Origin of the sequence: Streptococcus sp. HF-1907, assembly GCF_015594605.1 — a bacterium.
Taxonomy (GTDB): Bacteria; Bacillota; Bacilli; order Lactobacillales; family Streptococcaceae; genus Streptococcus.
In genome coordinates this window covers 171,401-189,000 of the sequence record NZ_JADNQT010000002.1, presented here as the reverse complement: position 1 = coordinate 189,000, position 17,600 = coordinate 171,401, and the positions used below count along the sequence as shown (strand labels likewise).

Sequence of the window (17,600 nt, the reverse complement as noted above, 5' to 3'; positions counted from 1 at the left end):
TCGGAGGAGCTCCGCTATTACTATGAGCTGTATCAACTCTTATTATTCCATTTTCAAGAGAAGAATACCGACCATTTTATGGCACTGATTGACGACAACCTTCCCTTTGTCAATCCTATATTTACCGCTGTCTTTAAGACCTTCAAGAAACACAAATCCTACATCGCAAACGCCCTGGAGCTCCCTTATTCTAACGCCAAGCTAGAAGCCACTAACAAACTCATCAAGGACATTAAGCATCAAGCTTTCGGTTTTCGAAACTTCAAGAACTTTAAAACAAAAATTCTCATCGCTTTGAAAATCAAAATAGAGAGAACCAATCTGATTCCCTCTAGATGTTAGTGATAAGTCACCCACTATAGTTGACAATGAGCCTTAAATGCTGGGTTTCGCTTTAGAATGGTAACTAATAGTCTAATCTTTAGACTCTGTACTAGTCGTTGATGATTGACTTGTTTCAGTGCTGCTACTTGATGAACTACTGTGTAGTTGCAAATAGCTAGGTGCCTTATAGAGGTTTTGTGTTGTTTTATCACCGTTTTCGCTGTAGACACTTGTTGAATTATCTCCGAGATCTTTAGCAATTTTCTTAAGTGCTGACATGGATTTTGTGTAGCTTATTTTGGAGACGTCAACTGTTTTTAGACCATTATCAGTGTCGAATCGGAGGAGATCTCCTGTTTGGACACTATCACTAACAGCTAGTTGTTTGCTAACGGCTTGACGAATTGTTTTGATTTTTTCCTTAGTCGTTTCATCTGGATTGGTGATTTCTTGTCCTGTTGCAGTATAGTAGAGTTTGCCACTATAGCTAGTATACTCTGGAGTCACGTATTGTCCAGCTGTACGCATGGCAACGATTTGTTGATTATCTGCTGAAAGAAGGTCTTGTCCGAGTTGAGTGTATTTGCTTGAATCGATTCCTAGTAAATGTTCAATAGTAGGTAGACTATCAACCTCTCCACCGTAAGTTTGACTAATAAATCCTTCAGTGTATCCTGGAATATGAATCATGTAAGGCACACGTTGAAGCATAGCATTGTCATATTCGCTCCAGGTTTCTGAATCTTTACCAAGAAGGCTTGCTAAACTTGAGTTACGAGTGTTAGAGATACCATAGTGGTCTCCGTAGAGAACGATGATAGATTTGTCATAGATACCAGATGCCTTGAGGTAATCAAAGAATGATTTTAAGGCAGCATCAAGGTAGTTAGCAGTAGCGAAATAACCGTTGATGGTTTCATCGTCAGTTTTAGCTAGCGGGAACCCTTCTTCTTTAGATTCACCCTTTAGGCTAGTGTAGGGGTAGTGGTTACTTACCGTAATGAATTTAGTATAGAATGGTTGTTGGAGTTGTTCTAGGTACTTGATTGAATCAGCAAACATATACTTGTCATTCAAACCATATTGGAATGAATTTGTCTTTGTCAATTTTGATAGGTAAGATGAATCAAAGAAGTAGTTGTAGCCCCATTGTTTGTAGGCGTTGTTTCGATTCCAGAAAGTACCAACGTTTCCGTGGAAGACGGCACTTGTGTAGCCACCATTTTGAGCAAGAATATTCGGTGCTGCGAATTGAGTGTTATCACCACCGTAGTTAACCATGAATGATCCACTATTTAAACCGAAAAGGGAATTTTCCATCAATGTCTCAGCGTCAGAAGTTTTTCCAGCTTTAACTTGGTGGAAGAAATTTGAGAAAGAAATGGTCGAATTTGAGTGGTAGAGAGAGTTGATGAAGGGTGTCACTTCATGCTCTGTACCATTGACATTTAGCTTATAATCGATGAGGAATTGTTGGAAACTTTCCAAATGAATCATGATAACGTTTCGCCCTTTAGCGATGCCGTAGTATTTATCATTTGGTTTTGCATAATGCTCTTTGACGTACTTTTTGGCCTCGGTTAGTTCTGAAGCGGTAGCATTGTTACGTTCTTTTTGAGCTTGGTAGGTCTGGTTAGCGCTGTATAGGCTAAAGCTTGGTAATCCCAGAGCACGAACCACATAGACATTTGAGAAGCCGCGTGAGAGAAGCTCTGGACGATCAATTTCAGCTAAGAACAGGTTGACTGAAAGTAGCAGAGCAGACAAGGCTGTTATAGCAAAGCTAGCACGCTTGCTAAAAGGTCGACTGTCGTGCTTAATTTTTTTAGTCGCAAACAAAGTTCCTAACAAAATGTAGTCAATAATAAAGAAGATGTCTGTAACCCTCAACAAGTTCAGCGCAGAATCTCCCAAACCAGCAGATGTCTTACTACTTGCCAGTGCAGCACTGACAGTGATAAAATCTGAAAACTCGCGGTAGTAGACGGCGTTGGCAATTAAAATAACATTGACTAATGTATATATAATCCAAGCTGTGATGTAGAAGGGCTTGGTCTTTTTAACGTAAAGAGCTAGGCCGATCAACAGAAGTCCCAAGGGAATCGGATTGATCAGCGATAAGATAATCTGATAAGGATTCTCCCAACCTAAAGCGAAGTCAGTTGTATAGGCCCAGATTGTTTTTAGCCAATAAAAAAACAATAAGGTCAGGATGAAACCTAGTCTTGTGCTTAATATGTTTTTACAAACGTTTAGAATTTTCTTCACAGTAAGAACTTCCTTATGAATTTTTTCCTAAAGATAAAATCTCAAACTAAATTATAACATAATTCTAGTGACATACCGACTAGAAACGTTAAATTTAGTAGGAAAAACTAGAATTTTTTGTTATAATAGGCTTTATGAATAAGCTACAAGTGGACTCTTTTGTCGAGAAGGAAATTAAGTCTGGCGTTCAGTTGCTGGACGGTAGAGATTTCAAGCAGCTAAGCCTCGCTAATGAGTTGGTTACTCTTATCAATGGTAAAGGTCGCTTTTTAGGGACGGCTTACTTATCACCACAAAATAAAGGTGTCGGTTGGGTCATTTCTCGCCAGGAAGTCACCCTAACAAAAGACTACTTTGTTAGTCTGTTGCAAAAGGCACGCAAGAAGCGTCAATCCTACGAGCAATCGGAATTGACAACAGCCTACCGTTTATTTAATCAAGATGGTGATTATTTTGGTGGCTTGACCATTGATCGCTATGGTGATTACGCTCTGTTTTCATGGTATAATCCTTTCATTTATGAAAATCGTCAAATAATTATTGATGCTTTTGAAGAGGTTTACCCTGATATTCTTGGTGCTTATGAGAAGATTCGTTTTAAAGGATTAGATTATGAGTCTGCCTTTGTTTATGGACAAGAAGCCCCAGAACATTTTACTATTTTGGAAAATGGAGTTAGCTACAGTGTCTTCATGAATGATGGTTTGATGACGGGGATATTCTTAGACCAGCACGATGTTCGTAACAATCTCGTTATGGGGATGGCAGCTGGTAAAAAGTTGTTAAATATGTTTTCTTACACAGCTGCTTTCTCTGTTGCGGCAGCCATTGGCGGAGCCATTGAGACGACTTCAGTTGACCTGGCTAAACGCTCTCGTGAACTATCCCAAGCCCACTTTGAAGCTAATGGTATTCCGCTAGACAATCACCACTTAGTCGTGATGGATGTTTTCGAATATTATAAGTATGCTAAGCGAAAAGGATTAGGGTTTGATGTGATTGTCATTGACCCACCAAGCTTTGCCCGCAATAAAAAACAGACTTTTTCAGTGGCTAAAGATTACCACAAGCTTATCAGTCAAGCATTAGAGATTTTAAACCCAGGAGGCACCATTATTGCCTCAACCAATGCAGCCAATATGACTGTACAACAATTTAAAAAACAGTTGGAAAAAGGTTTCGGACAAGTTAAACATCATTATGTCAGCCTTCAACAACTTCCAAATGATTTTACAATCAATACTTCTGATGAAAGTAGTAATTATCTAAAAGTACTTACGATAAAGGTTAAACAATGAAAATAGTAGTACCTGTAATGCCTCGCACCTTAGAAGAGGCTCAAGCAATTGACATTTCTAAATTTGAAAATGTGGATATTATTGAGTGGCGTGCCGATGTCTTACCTAAGGAAGAAATCGTTCGTGTAGCGCCAGCCATTTTTGAAACCTTTGCAGGTCATGAAGTCATTTTTACACTTCGTACCAGCCTTGAAGGTGGCATGATGACGGTTACTGATGATGAATATGTGGCTATCATCAATGAAATCAACGCGCTTTATTCACCAGATTATATTGATTTTGAATATTTTTCTCACAAAGATGCCTTCCAGAATATGCTGGAATTTCCAAACCTCATTTTGTCTTATCATAACTTTGAAGAGACCCCAGAGAATATTATGGAAGTCTTTTCAGAATTAACTGCCTTAGCTCCGCGTGTGGTTAAGATTGCGGTTATGCCTAAAAATGAGCAAGATGTTTTGGATATCATGAACTATACTCGTGGTTTCAAGGTGATTAATCCTGAGCAGGTCTATGCGACCATGTCTATGGGAAAACTGGGACGTATTTCGCGTCTAGCTGGTGATGTTACCGGTTCTTCATGGACATTTGCCAGTCTTGACCACGCTAGTGCACCTGGTCAAGTCAGTTTAGCAGATATGAAACACTTCAGGGAGGTACTCGATGCAGATTGATGGACACACTCGTTTAGCCGCTGTTGTGGCGACTCCAATTAAACATTCAATTTCACCATTTATTCATAACTACGCCTTTGATAAAACTGGCGTAAATGGTGTCTACGTAGCTTGGGATATTCCTGAGTCCGAACTTCAAGTAACGCTTGAAAATGTCAAACGTTACGACATGTTTGGTGTCAATATTTCGATGCCTTACAAACAAGCAGTCATTCCTTTTATGGATGGATTGACAGATTCTGCTCAATTGATTGGTGCAGTAAATACAGTCATCAATCGTGACGGAAAACTTATTGGACACAATACGGATGGTATCGGATTTTTCCGCAGTCTCAAAACTTTTTCTGACTTTGATGTTAAAGGCAAAGTTATGACAATACTCGGTGGTGGCGGTGCTGCCACAGCAATCATTGCCCAAGCAGCCTTAAATGGTGCAGGGCAAATTATTATCTTTAATCAGTCTGAATTTTTAGATAATACAAGACAAATGGCAGAGCGTTTATCTGATAAAACGGAAGTATCAATTAAGGCATTGCCAGTCGAGGATAAGGCTCTCATTCAAGAAATGACTAACCAGTCAGATTTATTAGTCAATGCAACCAGTGTCGGTATGGATGGCAAGTTGATGGTTGTCAGCCCTGAGATGATTTTTCCAGAAGGTATTCAGGTTGCGGATGTTATTTACCAACCCTTTGAAACTCCATTTTTAGCATTAGCACGCTCTAAAGGTATTAATGCGGTTAATGGTTTGGGGATGTTGCTCTTCCAAGCAGCGGAAGCATTTGAAGTTTGGACAGGTGAAAAAATGCCAACAGAAGAAATCTGGGAAGCCTTGGCAAAAAAATATCGCCAAAAATAAGAAAGTTAATGAGGTAACGCTATGAAACTACGTGTTGATTTACCCCAAAGTCCCTATGACATTGTCATTGAAAACGGGAGCCTAGGCAAGGTTGGTTCTTGGGTAAAAGGACTTTGGAAACCACAAAAAATTGCCATTATCACCGATAATCACGTCGGTAGCCTCTATGCTGAAAAAGTCAAATTAGGTTTGCTTGATGCTGGTTTTGAAGTGATTGTTTTTGATTTTTTGGAAGGTGAAGCTTCTAAAAATTTGAAGACAGTCAATAAGGCTTATGAATTTCTCGTTAAAAATGGGATGACGCGAAGTGATGGCATTATTGCCCTTGGTGGTGGTGTTGTTGGGGACCTTGCTGGTTTTGTAGCTTCAACCTACATGCGTGGCATTCATTTCTTGCAAATCCCAACCAGTTTGACGGCTCAAGTGGATTCTTCCATTGGAGGTAAGACTGGCGTTAATACGCCTTTTGCTAAAAATATGGTGGGGACTTTCACTCAACCTGACGGTGTGCTTATTGACCCAGAAACCCTCAAGACCCTTGGTAAACGTGAATTAATTGAGGGAATGGGTGAAGTTGTTAAGTATGGTCTGATAGAAGATGTGGAGCTTTGGCAAGAATTGCAAAGCATGGACGGTTCCGTTGAGAGTATTTTGGCTCATGCGGAAAGCATTATCTACCATTCTTGCAACGTTAAGAGCAAGGTTGTGGTTGAGGATGAGTTGGATAATGGCGTGCGCTTATACTTGAATTTTGGTCACACCATTGGACATGCCGTTGAAGCAACGGCTGGTTATGGTAAGGTTATGCATGGTGAAGCGGTAGCTATTGGTATGGTTCAGCTATCGCGCATTGCAGAGCAGAAAGAATTGATGCCAGCTGGCATTACCAATGATATCCGTGAAATGTGTCAAAAATTCGGCTTGCCTATTGATCATGAGCCTTGGAATAAAGAGGCTTTATTTGAAGCGCTAGCCCATGATAAGAAAGCTCGCGGAAAATCAATCAAGACTATTATAGTCCCAGAATTGGGTAGCGCAGCTATTAACCAAATTTCACTTGAAGAAATGAAAGAATACTTGGAGAAATAAATGAGATATTTAACAGCAGGAGAATCGCATGGACCGCGTTTGACGGCTATTATCGAGGGAGTTCCAGCGGGCTTACCCCTGACAGCTGAGGACATTAATGTTGATTTGAAGCGTCGCCAAGGTGGCTATGGTCGTGGCGGTCGCATGAAAATCGAATCTGACCAAGTTGAGATTACCTCTGGTGTCCGTCACGGCAAGACAACTGGTGCGCCAATCACACTAAATGTTACCAATAAAGACCATCAAAAATGGTTGAAAATCATGGCGGTGGAAGACATTGAAGACCGTCTTAAAACCAAGCGTAAGATTACTCATCCGCGTCCAGGACATGCAGACTTGGTGGGCGGTATGAAGTACCGATTTGAAGATTTGCGCAATTCTTTGGAGCGTTCATCAGCGCGTGAGACGACTATGCGCGTGGCTGTCGGTGCGGTTGCCAAACGTATTTTGGCAGAGCTGAATATTGAAATTGCCAATCATGTCGTTGTCTTTGGTGGTAAGGAAATTGACGTGCCAGATGGATTGACAGTATCACAAATTAAAGAATTGGCTAGTCAATCAGAAGTTTCCATCGTCAATCAAGACCGCGAACAAGAAATCAAGGATTATATTGACCAAATCAAAAAAGAAGGCGATACAATCGGTGGTGTTGTTGAGACAGTTGTCGGCGGAGTGCCTGTTGGTCTGGGTTCTTATGTGCAATGGGATACTAAATTGGACGCCAAGATTGCCCAAGCAGTAGTTTCTATCAATGCTTTCAAGGGTGTGGAATTTGGTCTCGGTTTCAAAGATGGTTACCTTAAAGGAAGCCAGGTTATGGACGAAATCCTTTGGAATGAAGAGGAGGGTTACACTCGTCGCACCAATAATCTTGGTGGCTTTGAAGGCGGCATGACTAATGGGCAGCCAATCGTTGTTCGTGGGGTTATGAAGCCTATTCCGACTCTTTATAAACCTCTTATGTCAGTTGATATTGAAACGCACGAGCCTTACAAGGCGACGGTAGAACGTTCTGACCCAACGGCTTTGCCAGCTGCTGGTGTTGTCATGGAATCAGTCGTAGCGACAGTTGTGGCCAATGAGATTCTGGACAAATTCTCTTCTGATAATTTGGAAGAGTTGAAAGAAGCCGTTGCACGTCACCGCGATTTTGTTAGACATTTCTAGGAAGAAGTAGCATGGAAGAAAAAATCATCTATATTGCTGGTTTGGGGTTGATTGGTGGTTCGCTGGCCTTGGGCATCAAACGTGACCATCCCAATTACAAGGTCTTAGGCTATAATCGTTCAGATCAGTCGCGCAACATTGCCCTTGAACGTGGCATTGTTGATGAGGCAACGGCTGATTTTAAGGAATTTGCTCTGCTGGCAGATGTCATCATTTTAGCGGTGCCTATCAAGCAGACCATTGCCTTTATCAAGACTTTGGCTGAGCTTGACCTCAAAGAAAATGTGATTATTACGGACGCTGGTTCAACCAAAGAAGCCATTGTTTTAGCTGCCGAAAAAGCTCTCGCTGGTAGACCTGTTCGCTTTGTAGGCTCCCATCCTATGGCCGGTAGCCACAAGTCTGGCGCTATCGCTGCAGATGTTACCTTGTTTGAAAATGCCTATTATATTTTCACACCAAGTTCACTGACAGCAGATGGAACAATTGAAGAAATGCAGGATGTTTTGTCTGGACTTGGTGCTCGATTTATTGAAATTGATGCTGCTGAGCATGACCGAGTGACCAGTCAGATTTCACATTTTCCGCATATTCTAGCAGCAGGGCTGATGGAACAGGCTTGGGACTATTCTGCTGAGCATGAGATGACTAATCGTTTTGCTGCTGGTGGATTCCGAGATATGACCCGTATTGCGGAGAGCGAGCCGAGGATGTGGACTAGCATTCTATTAACCAATAAAGAGGCAGTTTTAGAACGAATTGATGATTTCAAACATCGTTTGGACCGAGTAGCAACAATGATTGAAGAATCCGATGACGATGCCATTTGGGAATTTTTCAATCATGCCAAGGCTAAGCGTAAAGAAATGGAAATTCATAAACGTGGTGGTTTTGATTCTTTCTACGATTTATTTGTGGATGTTCCTGATGAAGAAGATGTGATTTTGACGATTTTGGAATTGCTTCGCGGGACTTCTTTGGTCAATGTGCGCATTAACGAAGAAAACCGAGAAGATATTTACGGTATTTTACAGATTTCCTTTAAAAATGCTCAAGATTTACAACGTGCTGAGCAGGTAATCACAACCAACACAGATTATAAAGTTACGATTAAGTAAGGAGAAAAATGATGGCAAATATTTACGATTTAGCTAATCAATTAGAGCGCGAAATTCGTGCTTTACCAGAATATCAAGCGGTGTTAGCAGCTAAAGAAAAGATTTCAGCAGACAATAATGCTCAAGTAATTTGGGATGATTTCTTGAAAATGCAAGAAAAATTCCAAGGGATGATGAAGACAGGACAATTGCTTAGTCAAGAAGAGCAGAAAGCAATGAATGATCTTGGTCAAAAAATTGAGACGAACCCTACTTTGAAATCCTATTTTGATGAGCAACAACGTCTCTCAATCTACATGCAAGACATTGAAAAAATCGTTTTTGGACCATTACAAGATTTAGCAAAATAAAATGAAGAGAGACGGAGACATCGGTTTTAGGCTCTTTTTCATATCTTTCGTATCAGAAAATTGTCCCTGCGCTTGATTTATGATAAAGTAAATATATCAACTGTCTAGGAGAAATAAATGTCAAAACAATATGATTACATTGTTATCGGTGGTGGCAGTGCTGGTTCTGGTACAGCCAATCGCGCAGCTATGCATGGTGCTAAAGTCCTTTTGATTGAGGGCGGTCGAGTTGGCGGAACTTGTGTCAATGTTGGCTGTGTTCCAAAGAAAATCATGTGGTACGGTGCTCAAGTGTCAGAAACTTTCCATAAATATGCTGAAGGCTATGGATTTGGTGCTGAGCAGGTCACTTTTGATTTTGCTAAATTGAAAGCTAACCGTGATGCCTATGTTGGTCGTTCGCGCCAATCTTACGCTAATAATTTTGAACGCAATGGCGTTGAAAAAATTGATGGTTACGCAAGTTTTGTTGATAATCACACTGTCCAAGTCAATGGTGAGACTTACACAGCGCCACACATTACGATTGCGACAGGTGGTCATCCGCTCTATCCGCAAGTTCCAGGTAGTGAGCTTGGTGAAACCTCTGATGATTTCTTTGAGTGGGAGACTCTTCCAGAGTCTGTTCTCATTGTCGGTGCTGGCTACATCGCTGCTGAGTTGGCTGGTGTCCTTAATGAGCTGGGCGTTAAAACGGATTTAGCCTTTCGTCGTGACCACATTTTACGTGGATTTGACAGTATGTTATCTAGTCAGGTTATGGAAGAAATGGCTGGCGCTGGTATCACTTTACACCCTAACGCTGTACCAAAATCATTGACCAAAGCTGATAATGGCAAACTGGTATTTGAAGCAGAAAGTGGTGAAGTCATTTCTGCTGATCGTGTCATCTGGGCAATCGGACGTGGTCCAAATGTCGACAATATGGGTCTTGAAAATACAGGAGTAACTTTCCGTAAAAATGGCTATATTGAAACGGATGAATTTGAAAATACGGCTGTTGACGGTATTTACGCAATCGGTGATGTGAATGGAAAAATTGCTTTGACACCAGTTGCAATTGCAGCAGGTCGCCGCTTGTCAGAACGCCTTTTCAATAACAAACCAAATTCAAAACTGGACTACGAAAATGTGCCATCAGTTGTCTTTACCCACCCGATTATCGGAACCGTTGGTTTGTCAGAAGAAGCAGCGGATGCTAAGTATGGCAAGGAAAATGTCAAAGTTTATACCTCTACCTTTGCTTCAATGTATACAGCAGTAACACCAAATCGCCAAATGGTTAAGATGAAATTAGTTACTGTAGGCGAAGAGGAAAAAGTTGTCGGTCTCCACGGTATCGGCTACGGTGTCGATGAAATGATTCAAGGTTTCGCCGTCGCTATCAAGATGGGCGCAACCAAAGAAGACTTCGATAACACTGTTGCCATCCACCCAACCGGTTCAGAAGAATTTGTGACCATGAGATAAGAAAAGTGAGCCAGACGGTTCACTTTTTAGCTTTTGCTTAAAATATGCTGGCGCACTTCTGAGATAAAGTAGAGAGAACCAGTCACCACATAAAGTGTTTCGACATCCTGCTCAGCTTGCACTAGCCAATCAGCATAGTTGGTCACTCTAGCATAGTCACTTGGATAATCAGTAAGTGGCATAGCATCGTAAAAATCAAATGCAGTAACAGCCACATCAAAGTCGCTGAGTTGATGTAGCATCTCAGCGAGGGGCTTGCGTTTGAGGCCTGCAAAGAGAATTTTGATAGGACAATGCCTAAATTCTTCTTTCAGGAGGTCAATCAATTTAGCGATACTATCAGGATTGTGGGCTCCGTCTAGGAGAATGTTGGGTTTAATCAATTCACATCTTCCTGGCCAGGAAGTCTCCTCTAAGCCTGCTGTGATGCTTGGGATAGAAATTTGAGGAAATTGTGGACTAAGGACAAGGCTAGTCATAATCGCCAAGGCAGCGTTAGCCTTCTGATGCTTGCCCAGCATTTTCAAATGGATATCTTTTAGTTGAAACTCATGGAAAGTAAAGTCAAAAGCTCCGCCATTGTCTAAAATCGTAAAATCTTGCCCCAGCTCATAAGTTGGGCACTCGTAATTATAGGCTTCGTTGTAACAAGTTTGTCGCACGCTGTTGGTCATTTTTCCAAAAATGAGGGTAACGTCCTCTTCCAAAACACCGAGCTTGTGCTGAGCAATTCGAGTCAGGCTATCACCCAGTGTCTCTTGGTGGTCTGGACTAATGGAAGTCAGAACAACGGCAAGCGCTGTGAAAACATTGGTCGCATCGTAGAGACCTCCGATACCAGCTTCAATGAAAGCAATATCGACATTTTGAGAGGCAAAGTAGACGAACATGAGTACGGTAACCAATTCAAATTCGGTGATTTGTCCCAATTCTTGAGGGAGTTGAGCAAGGTGTGGTTGAACCTGATTGACCACATCAATTAAGTCTTCATCTGGAATCGGATGATTATCAATGGCAATGCGTTCATTAAAACGAGTAATGTAGGGCGATGTAAAAGTTCCTGTTTTGTAGCCAGAAGCTGTAAAAATATGCTGAAGGTAGCTTGTTGTCGAGCCCTTTCCGTTAGTCCCAACAATATGCACCGCTGGAAATTGGTGCTGTGGATTTCCTAGCTGATTTAGTAGGTGCTCCATTCGAGACAAATTTGGTCGGCGACCATTAGCTTTATGAGAATGAATCCAATCAAGTGTTTTTTGGTAGGTCATGTTCGTCTTTCTAAGTCTAATAGTTAGAGGTTGGGCATGCCCAACCTCTTTTTAGTATTGTTTTAATTGATTTTAATACAAGATTAAGGCGATAAAAAATCTCGCTTTTTAATTGCTTGCCGTATTTGTCGCAGTTGATGTACCACTATCAGTAGCAGATACAGAAGTAGTTGTATCACTGGATGCTGCTGTGGTATCAGAACTAGCAGTCGTTGTGTTGTTGGTAGCACTATCTGTTTGGCTAGAATAGTCTGTGTAATCTGAAGATTGGCTTGTACTATCATAGCTTGACTCAGTTTCTGAAGAAGTGGTTGTGTTACTTGAAGTATTGCCACTTTTTTCTTTAATAACAACCGTTGTTGATGTTTTACTACTGTCGGTACTTTGTTTATTATGATTGAGATTATTGTTGATGGTGATAGCTGCAACGATGATACTTAGGATACTACCGACAAGAGCAACTGTTTTTTGTAGTGCTGAAAAACCTGTTTTGATATGCTCGGTTGGAGCTGCTCCAGATTTTTTATCCTTATCATCTTTTTGGCGTCTTGAATATTCCTGTGACATTTTGTCCTCCTTGCTAATTTCTACTATACGATTTTACCACAAAAATGTCCAATTGAAACTTAAACTTCATGGCTAAGATGACATTTTTCTAACGATGCTGAAAACTTGCTGGAATATTCCTACCAGACAGGGTATTAATATACTGACCAAACTTCCAGACTGTGCTATAATATAACTAATTGACTTTTTAGAGGAACAAGTGAATATGATTTATTTTGACAATGCAGCCACGACGCTTCCGCATCCAGAAGCGCTCCGAACTTATCAAGAAGTAGCGACAAAAATTTTTGGTAACCCATCAAGTTTACATAATTTAGGAACCAAAGCAACTCGTATTTTGGATGCCAGTCGTAAGCAAATTGCAGATTTGCTAGGAGTGACATCGGATGAGATTTTCTTCACCTCTGGAGGTACCGAAGCGGACAACTGGGCAATTAAAGGGATTGCTTTTGAAAAAGAACGTTACGGCAAACACATTATTGTGTCAGATATCGAGCATCCAGCTGTTAAAGAATCGGCAAAATGGCTAAGCCAGCATGGTTTTGAGGTTGACTATGCACCAGTCGATGCGCGCGGGTTTGTAGATGCTGAAAAATTAGCTGCGCTAATTAAAGACGATACAACCTTGATATCAATCATGGCAGTCAATAATGAGATTGGTTCTATCCAACCGATTCCAGCTATTTCTGAATTGTTGGCAGATAAACCAACAATTTCTTTCCATGTTGATGCCGTTCAAGCTATCGGAAAAGTTCCCAAAGAACGCTATTTGACTGAACGTGTTGATTTTGCATCCTTCTCAGGGCACAAATTTCACGGGGTCCGTGGGGTTGGTTTTCTCTATAAAAGAGAAGGAAAAAAGCTTAATCCTTTGTTGACGGGCGGAGGCCAAGAAAAAGATCTTCGTTCAACGACGGAAAATGTGGCTGGTATTGCTGCTATGGCAAAAGCGCTGCGCATTGTTCTAGACAAGGAAGAAGCCTCTCTAAATAAAATCGCCAAAATGAAGACCATCATCTATGACGAATTAGCAAGCCATGACGATATCAAAATTTTCTCAGAAAATGGTGATGATTTTGCGCCAAATATTATCACTTTTGGTATCAGGGGGGTACGTGGTGAAGTGGTTGTTCATGCTTTTGAAGAACATGAAATCTATATCTCAACCACAAGTGCCTGCTCTTCAAAAGCTGGTAAACCAGCGGGGACCCTCATTTCAATGGGTATTCCAACCAAACTAGCACAATTCGCCGTCCGAATCAGTCTTGATGATGACAACGACATGGGACAGGTAGAGCAATTCTTAACCATCTTCAAACAAGTTTATGACAAAACGAAAAAAGTAAGGGGCTAACATGCAATATTCAGAAATCATGGTTCGTTACGGCGAACTATCAACAAAAGGAAAGAATCGTATGCGATTTATCAATCAATTACGTCGTAACATTGAACACGTCTTGTCTATCTATCCAGATGTCACGGTGACTGCTGAACGTGACCGTGGACACATTTACCTAAACGGAACAGATTATCAACCAGTAGCAGAGTCACTCAAACAAATTTTCGGTATCCAAGCATTTTCACCATCTTATAAGGTTGAAAAGTCTGTTGAGGCTATTAAAAAAGCAGTTCAAGATATCATGGTCTCTATCTACAAAGATGACATGACCTTCAAAATTAGTTCCAAACGAAGTGACCATTCTTTTGAATTAGACAGTCGCGAACTCAATCAAACTATGGGTGATGCTGTATTTGATGTTTTGCCAAATATCAAGGCACAAATGAAACATCCAGATATTACTCTCAAAGTTGAGATACGTGATGAGGCAGCCTATATATCTTATGAAAATATTAAGGGTGCTGGCGGACTCCCTGTTGGAACTTCAGGTAAAGGGATGCTTATGTTGTCGGGGGGGATTGATTCGCCAGTTGCGGGTTACCTTGCCCTCAAACGTGGTGTTGATATTGAGGCTGTTCACTTTGCCAGCCCGCCTTACACAAGCCCAGGTGCTTTGAAAAAAGCGCAAGATTTGACTCGAAAATTGACAAAATTTGGTGGCAATATTCAGTTTATCGAAGTACCATTTACAGAGATTCAGGAAGAAATTAAAGAAAAGGCACCTGAGGCTTATTTGATGACTTTGACACGTCGCTTTATGATGCGCATTACAGACCGTATTCGAGAAGAACGTCATGGTCTTGTTATCATCAACGGTGAAAGTCTTGGTCAGGTTGCCAGTCAAACACTTGAAAGCATGCAAGCCATCAATGCTGTGACAGCAATGCCAGTCATCCGCCCAGTGGTGACTATGGATAAACTTGAAATCATTGATATCGCACAAAAAATTGATACCTTCGATATTTCTATCCAACCATTTGAAGATTGCTGTACTATTTTTGCACCAGACCGTCCAAAAACCAATCCAAAAATTAAAAACGTCGAACAGTATGAAAAACGTCTAGATGTTGAAGGCTTGGTAGAACGTGCTGTTGCAGGTATCATGGTGACAACAATCACTCCACAGGCCGAGAATGACGACCTTGATGATTTGATTGAAGATCTTCTTTAATCCATATTAGCGAACCTTGGTTTAACTCAGGACAAACGCATGAAGAAAATAATGCTTTCAGATAACAGATTCATAAAATAGAGACCACCTCCGGAGTTATAATAGACTAAGGGGGTGTCTTTATGTCTGAGATTATGGAATTTCTTATCACTGTCCGTGATGAGCGTGCCAATTGGAAGATCAAGCATAGCTTGGCTGATATTGTGCTACTCATCTTCTTTGCACGCCTTTTAGGTGCAGAATTCTGGGAAGATATTGAAGATTTTGGCACTATCTATGAAACTTCCTTACGTAGTGTACTTACCTTGGAAAACGGTATTCCATCTCACGACACCCTGCAACGTGTTTTTGCGACCTTGGATGCGCAAGTTTTGGTTGAAGTAACCATGATGTGGAACGACATTCTCCGTGAGGCTGACCTGTCTGCTAAGACCTTTCCCAGCTTTGCCAAACGCCTCCTAGCGATTGACGGAAAGAGCATTAAAGGCAACTCCAGTCAAACTCAAAAAGCCTTGCACATTGTGTCTGCCTATGCGACAGATTTAGGTATCTGTTATGGTCAAGTGGCAACCGATGACAAGAGTAATGAAATCACAGCTATCCCAGATTTGTTGGATAAGATTTCTGTAAAAGGGTGCTTGATTAGTATTGACGCTATGGGTACTCAGACTGCTATTGCCAACAAGATTATCAAGAAGCAAGCAGATTATTGCTTGGCGGTTAAAGAAAATCAGAAAGGACTCTTAGAGGATATTCAGCCTTTCTTTAACGTGGGTAAAAGGGAGACAGACAGTTACAAAACCGTAGAGAAGGCTCACGGTCAGGTTGAGACTAGACGTTATGAAGTCATTAAGTCATTAAGGATACGGCTTGGTTACGCAAGGAACACCCTGACTGGGGTCATATCCAGTGTATTGGAAAAGCCAGTATCACGATTGATAAGGAGGGCAAACAAAGTGAGGATACTCGTTACTTTGTCTTAAGTTGTCAGGCAAGTGCTAAGGAACTCTATGCTTATGTCTGTGGGCATTGGCAAATAGAGAGCATGCATTGGCAGTTGGATGTTGTCTTTCTTGAGGACGCCAACAAGACCTTAAATAAACAATTAGCTTTTAACTTGAACGTGCTGGATAAGTTTTGTTTAGCTGTGCTTAAACAGTTAGATGTTGGCAAGAAAATGAGTTTGAGACGGAAAAAATTCAACTTAGGGATGAACTTTGACCAGTATTTGAAGAAATTAATCTAGTCAAAAAAGTGATAGTCTATAGTAAAACAGAGAAGAAACGTTCATGCGTTTGTCGTGAGTTTAACTAGGGTTCTTTTCTTTCCTTTAATATTCATGTTATAATGGTAAAAAGGAGAGATGAAAATGAAAAGTTTAGCTTATAAAAAGATAACCATTGTTAGTTTATTAGCACTTTTGCTCATGTTTCTAGCAGGTGCTTATATTGACCTCAACCAAGGGGCCTCTAAGGTCAAGACAGATGTTACCAAAACGACGACAGCGCGTGTGGTGGCAAACGGTGATATTTTAATTCACGATATTCTTTATATGAGCGCCCGTCAGAGCGATGGTACTTATGATTTCAAACCCTACTTTGAGTACGTAAAGGATTGGATTTCTGGTGCTGATTTGGCTATCGGCGATTACGAAGGCACCATCAGTTCCGAGTATCCATTAGCAGGTTATCCTCTTTTTAATGCTCCAAGTAGCATTGCTGACGCTATGAAAGATACAGGCTACGATGTGGCTGACTTGGCGCACAATCATATTTTAGATTCTCAGCTAAGCGGTGCCATCAATACTGTTCAAACCTTTAACAAGCTAGGGATTGACACTATAGGTATTTACACCGATAAACGGTCAACGAACAAGATTTTAGTTAAAAATATAAACGGTATTAAAATTGCGATTTTAGGCTATTCTTATGGCTATAACGGCATGGAAGCTAACTTGAGCAAAGAAGATTATGCCAATCATATGTCTGATTTGAATGAAACCAAAATTAAAGCTGACCTTAAGAAAGCAGAACAAGTCGCTGATGTCACAATTGTTATGCCACAAATGGGAGTTGAGTACCAAAAAGAACCTACAGCGGAACAAAAAACGCTTTACCATAAGATGATTAAATGGGGAGCAGATGTTGTCTTTGGAGGACACCCCCATGTTATCGAACCAGCAGAAGTTGTCAAAAAAGATGGCGAAAAGAAATTTATCATCTATTCAATGGGTAACTTCATTTCTAATCAACGCTTGGAGACAGTTGATGATATTTGGACTGAACGTGGTCTCTTGATGGAAGTCAATTTTGAAAAGACAGGTAGCAAGACCAAAATTAAGACGGTCAAAGCGCATCCAACTATGGTTTGGGCACAGGATGCAGGTCGTCTAGTTTCAGAAGGCTATGAGGCTTACAATTATAAAACATTAGTTTTGGAAGATTTCATTAAAGGTGGTCGTTATCGTGATCGTATTGACCAAACCATGCAAGAAAAAGTTGACACTGCCTACAAAGAAACTAATGATTTGGTTAATTTGAAATGGTAAAAAATTAAAAGTTATCTCTTGCATTCAAAAAGA

The 17,600-nt window shown here is 40.8% G+C and carries 15 protein-coding genes and 1 pseudogene; 13 read left to right on the top strand and 3 right to left on the bottom strand.

Annotated features, from left to right (window positions below):
- The coding region (locus tag IYQ92_RS02780) for a transposase (protein WP_195675231.1) at positions 1–342 on the top strand (342 nt) is incomplete at its 5' end.
- Positions 343–414: 72 nt separating this feature from the next.
- Here the strand turns inward: IYQ92_RS02780 and IYQ92_RS02775 are convergent.
- Positions 415–2,592: an LTA synthase family protein gene (locus tag IYQ92_RS02775; RefSeq protein WP_195675230.1), complete on the bottom strand. Its 2,178-nt coding sequence runs from the start codon at positions 2,590–2,592 to the stop codon at positions 415–417.
- Positions 2,593–2,726: 134 nt separating this feature from the next.
- Between IYQ92_RS02775 and IYQ92_RS02770 the strand changes: the two genes are divergently transcribed.
- The 8 genes from IYQ92_RS02770 (at position 2,727) to gorA (ending at position 10,617) form a co-directional block, all read left to right on the top strand.
- Positions 2,727–3,890, top strand: a complete 1,164-nt coding sequence (locus IYQ92_RS02770; RefSeq protein WP_195675229.1) for a class I SAM-dependent rRNA methyltransferase — start codon at positions 2,727–2,729, stop codon at positions 3,888–3,890.
- The gene (gene aroD / locus IYQ92_RS02765) at positions 3,887–4,564 is read left to right on the top strand and encodes a type I 3-dehydroquinate dehydratase (RefSeq protein WP_195675228.1); all 678 of its coding nucleotides are present in this window, start codon (positions 3,887–3,889) and stop codon (positions 4,562–4,564) included. Before IYQ92_RS02770 ends, aroD begins: the two co-directional genes overlap by 4 nt.
- On the top strand, positions 4,554–5,423 hold the full coding sequence (locus IYQ92_RS02760) for a shikimate dehydrogenase (protein ID WP_195675227.1): 870 nt from the start codon (positions 4,554–4,556) through the stop codon (positions 5,421–5,423). The genes aroD and IYQ92_RS02760 overlap by 11 nt, the downstream gene beginning before the upstream one ends.
- Positions 5,424–5,444: 21 nt before the next feature.
- A complete protein-coding gene (aroB, locus tag IYQ92_RS02755; protein ID WP_195675226.1) occupies positions 5,445–6,512 on the top strand; it encodes a 3-dehydroquinate synthase in 1,068 nt (355 codons plus the stop codon).
- Positions 6,513–7,679 (top strand): chorismate synthase, encoded by a 1,167-nt coding sequence (gene aroC / locus IYQ92_RS02750; protein WP_195675225.1) that lies wholly within the window; start codon positions 6,513–6,515, stop codon positions 7,677–7,679.
- Positions 7,680–7,690: 11 nt separating this feature from the next.
- Positions 7,691–8,797, top strand: a complete 1,107-nt coding sequence (locus IYQ92_RS02745; RefSeq protein WP_195675224.1) for a prephenate dehydrogenase — start codon at positions 7,691–7,693, stop codon at positions 8,795–8,797.
- An 8-nt stretch (positions 8,798–8,805) separates the two neighbouring features.
- Positions 8,806–9,147, top strand: coding sequence for a YlbF/YmcA family competence regulator (locus IYQ92_RS02740; RefSeq protein ID WP_195675223.1), 342 nt, complete (start codon positions 8,806–8,808; stop codon positions 9,145–9,147).
- 117 nt (positions 9,148–9,264) lie between these two features.
- Entirely contained in the window at positions 9,265–10,617 is a 1,353-nt protein-coding gene (gene gorA / locus IYQ92_RS02735) for a glutathione-disulfide reductase (protein ID WP_195675222.1), read from the top strand.
- Between the two features lie 26 nt (positions 10,618–10,643).
- Here gorA and IYQ92_RS02730 read toward each other — a convergent pair whose 3' ends face one another.
- Both IYQ92_RS02730 and IYQ92_RS02725 read right to left on the bottom strand, forming a co-directional pair.
- Entirely contained in the window at positions 10,644–11,882 is a 1,239-nt protein-coding gene (locus tag IYQ92_RS02730; protein ID WP_195675221.1) for a bifunctional folylpolyglutamate synthase/dihydrofolate synthase, read from the bottom strand.
- Between the two features lie 108 nt (positions 11,883–11,990).
- A complete protein-coding gene (locus tag IYQ92_RS02725; RefSeq protein ID WP_195675220.1) occupies positions 11,991–12,449 on the bottom strand; it encodes a DUF6556 family protein in 459 nt (152 codons plus the stop codon).
- 205 nt (positions 12,450–12,654) lie between these two features.
- Between IYQ92_RS02725 and IYQ92_RS02720 the strand changes: the two genes are divergently transcribed.
- The 4 genes and pseudogenes from IYQ92_RS02720 to IYQ92_RS02705 all read left to right on the top strand — a co-directional run bounded on the left by IYQ92_RS02720 (position 12,655) and on the right by IYQ92_RS02705 (position 17,567).
- Positions 12,655–13,803: a cysteine desulfurase family protein gene (locus IYQ92_RS02720; protein WP_195675236.1), complete on the top strand. Its 1,149-nt coding sequence runs from the start codon at positions 12,655–12,657 to the stop codon at positions 13,801–13,803.
- A 1-nt stretch (position 13,804) separates the two neighbouring features.
- Positions 13,805–15,019, top strand: coding sequence for a tRNA uracil 4-sulfurtransferase ThiI (gene thiI / locus IYQ92_RS02715; protein WP_195675219.1), 1,215 nt, complete (start codon positions 13,805–13,807; stop codon positions 15,017–15,019).
- A 122-nt stretch (positions 15,020–15,141) separates the two neighbouring features.
- Positions 15,142–16,265 (top strand): annotated as a pseudogene (locus IYQ92_RS02710) (ISAs1 family transposase).
- Positions 16,266–16,388: 123 nt separating this feature from the next.
- Positions 16,389–17,567: a CapA family protein gene (locus IYQ92_RS02705; RefSeq protein ID WP_195675218.1), complete on the top strand. Its 1,179-nt coding sequence runs from the start codon at positions 16,389–16,391 to the stop codon at positions 17,565–17,567.
- The last annotated feature ends 33 nt before the right edge of the window (positions 17,568–17,600 follow it).

What these genes read in the sequence shown, in the direction of transcription:
- IYQ92_RS02770 (WP_195675229.1), top strand. Translation starts at nt 2,727, where the DNA reads ATGAATAAGCTACAAGTGGACTCTTTTGTCGAGAAGGAAATTAAGTCT.
- aroD (WP_195675228.1), top strand. Translation starts at nt 3,887, where the DNA reads ATGAAAATAGTAGTACCTGTAATGCCTCGCACCTTAGAAGAGGCTCAA.
- IYQ92_RS02760 (WP_195675227.1), top strand. Translation starts at nt 4,554, where the DNA reads ATGCAGATTGATGGACACACTCGTTTAGCCGCTGTTGTGGCGACTCCA.
- aroB (WP_195675226.1), top strand. Translation starts at nt 5,445, where the DNA reads ATGAAACTACGTGTTGATTTACCCCAAAGTCCCTATGACATTGTCATT.
- aroC (WP_195675225.1), top strand. Translation starts at nt 6,513, where the DNA reads ATGAGATATTTAACAGCAGGAGAATCGCATGGACCGCGTTTGACGGCT.
- IYQ92_RS02745 (WP_195675224.1), top strand. Translation starts at nt 7,691, where the DNA reads ATGGAAGAAAAAATCATCTATATTGCTGGTTTGGGGTTGATTGGTGGT.
- IYQ92_RS02740 (WP_195675223.1), top strand. Translation starts at nt 8,806, where the DNA reads ATGATGGCAAATATTTACGATTTAGCTAATCAATTAGAGCGCGAAATT.
- gorA (WP_195675222.1), top strand. Translation starts at nt 9,265, where the DNA reads ATGTCAAAACAATATGATTACATTGTTATCGGTGGTGGCAGTGCTGGT.
- IYQ92_RS02730 (WP_195675221.1), bottom strand. Translation starts at nt 11,882, where the DNA reads ATGACCTACCAAAAAACACTTGATTGGATTCATTCTCATAAAGCTAAT.
- IYQ92_RS02725 (WP_195675220.1), bottom strand. Translation starts at nt 12,449, where the DNA reads ATGTCACAGGAATATTCAAGACGCCAAAAAGATGATAAGGATAAAAAA.
- IYQ92_RS02720 (WP_195675236.1), top strand. Translation starts at nt 12,655, where the DNA reads ATGATTTATTTTGACAATGCAGCCACGACGCTTCCGCATCCAGAAGCG.
- thiI (WP_195675219.1), top strand. Translation starts at nt 13,805, where the DNA reads ATGCAATATTCAGAAATCATGGTTCGTTACGGCGAACTATCAACAAAA.
- IYQ92_RS02705 (WP_195675218.1), top strand. Translation starts at nt 16,389, where the DNA reads ATGAAAAGTTTAGCTTATAAAAAGATAACCATTGTTAGTTTATTAGCA.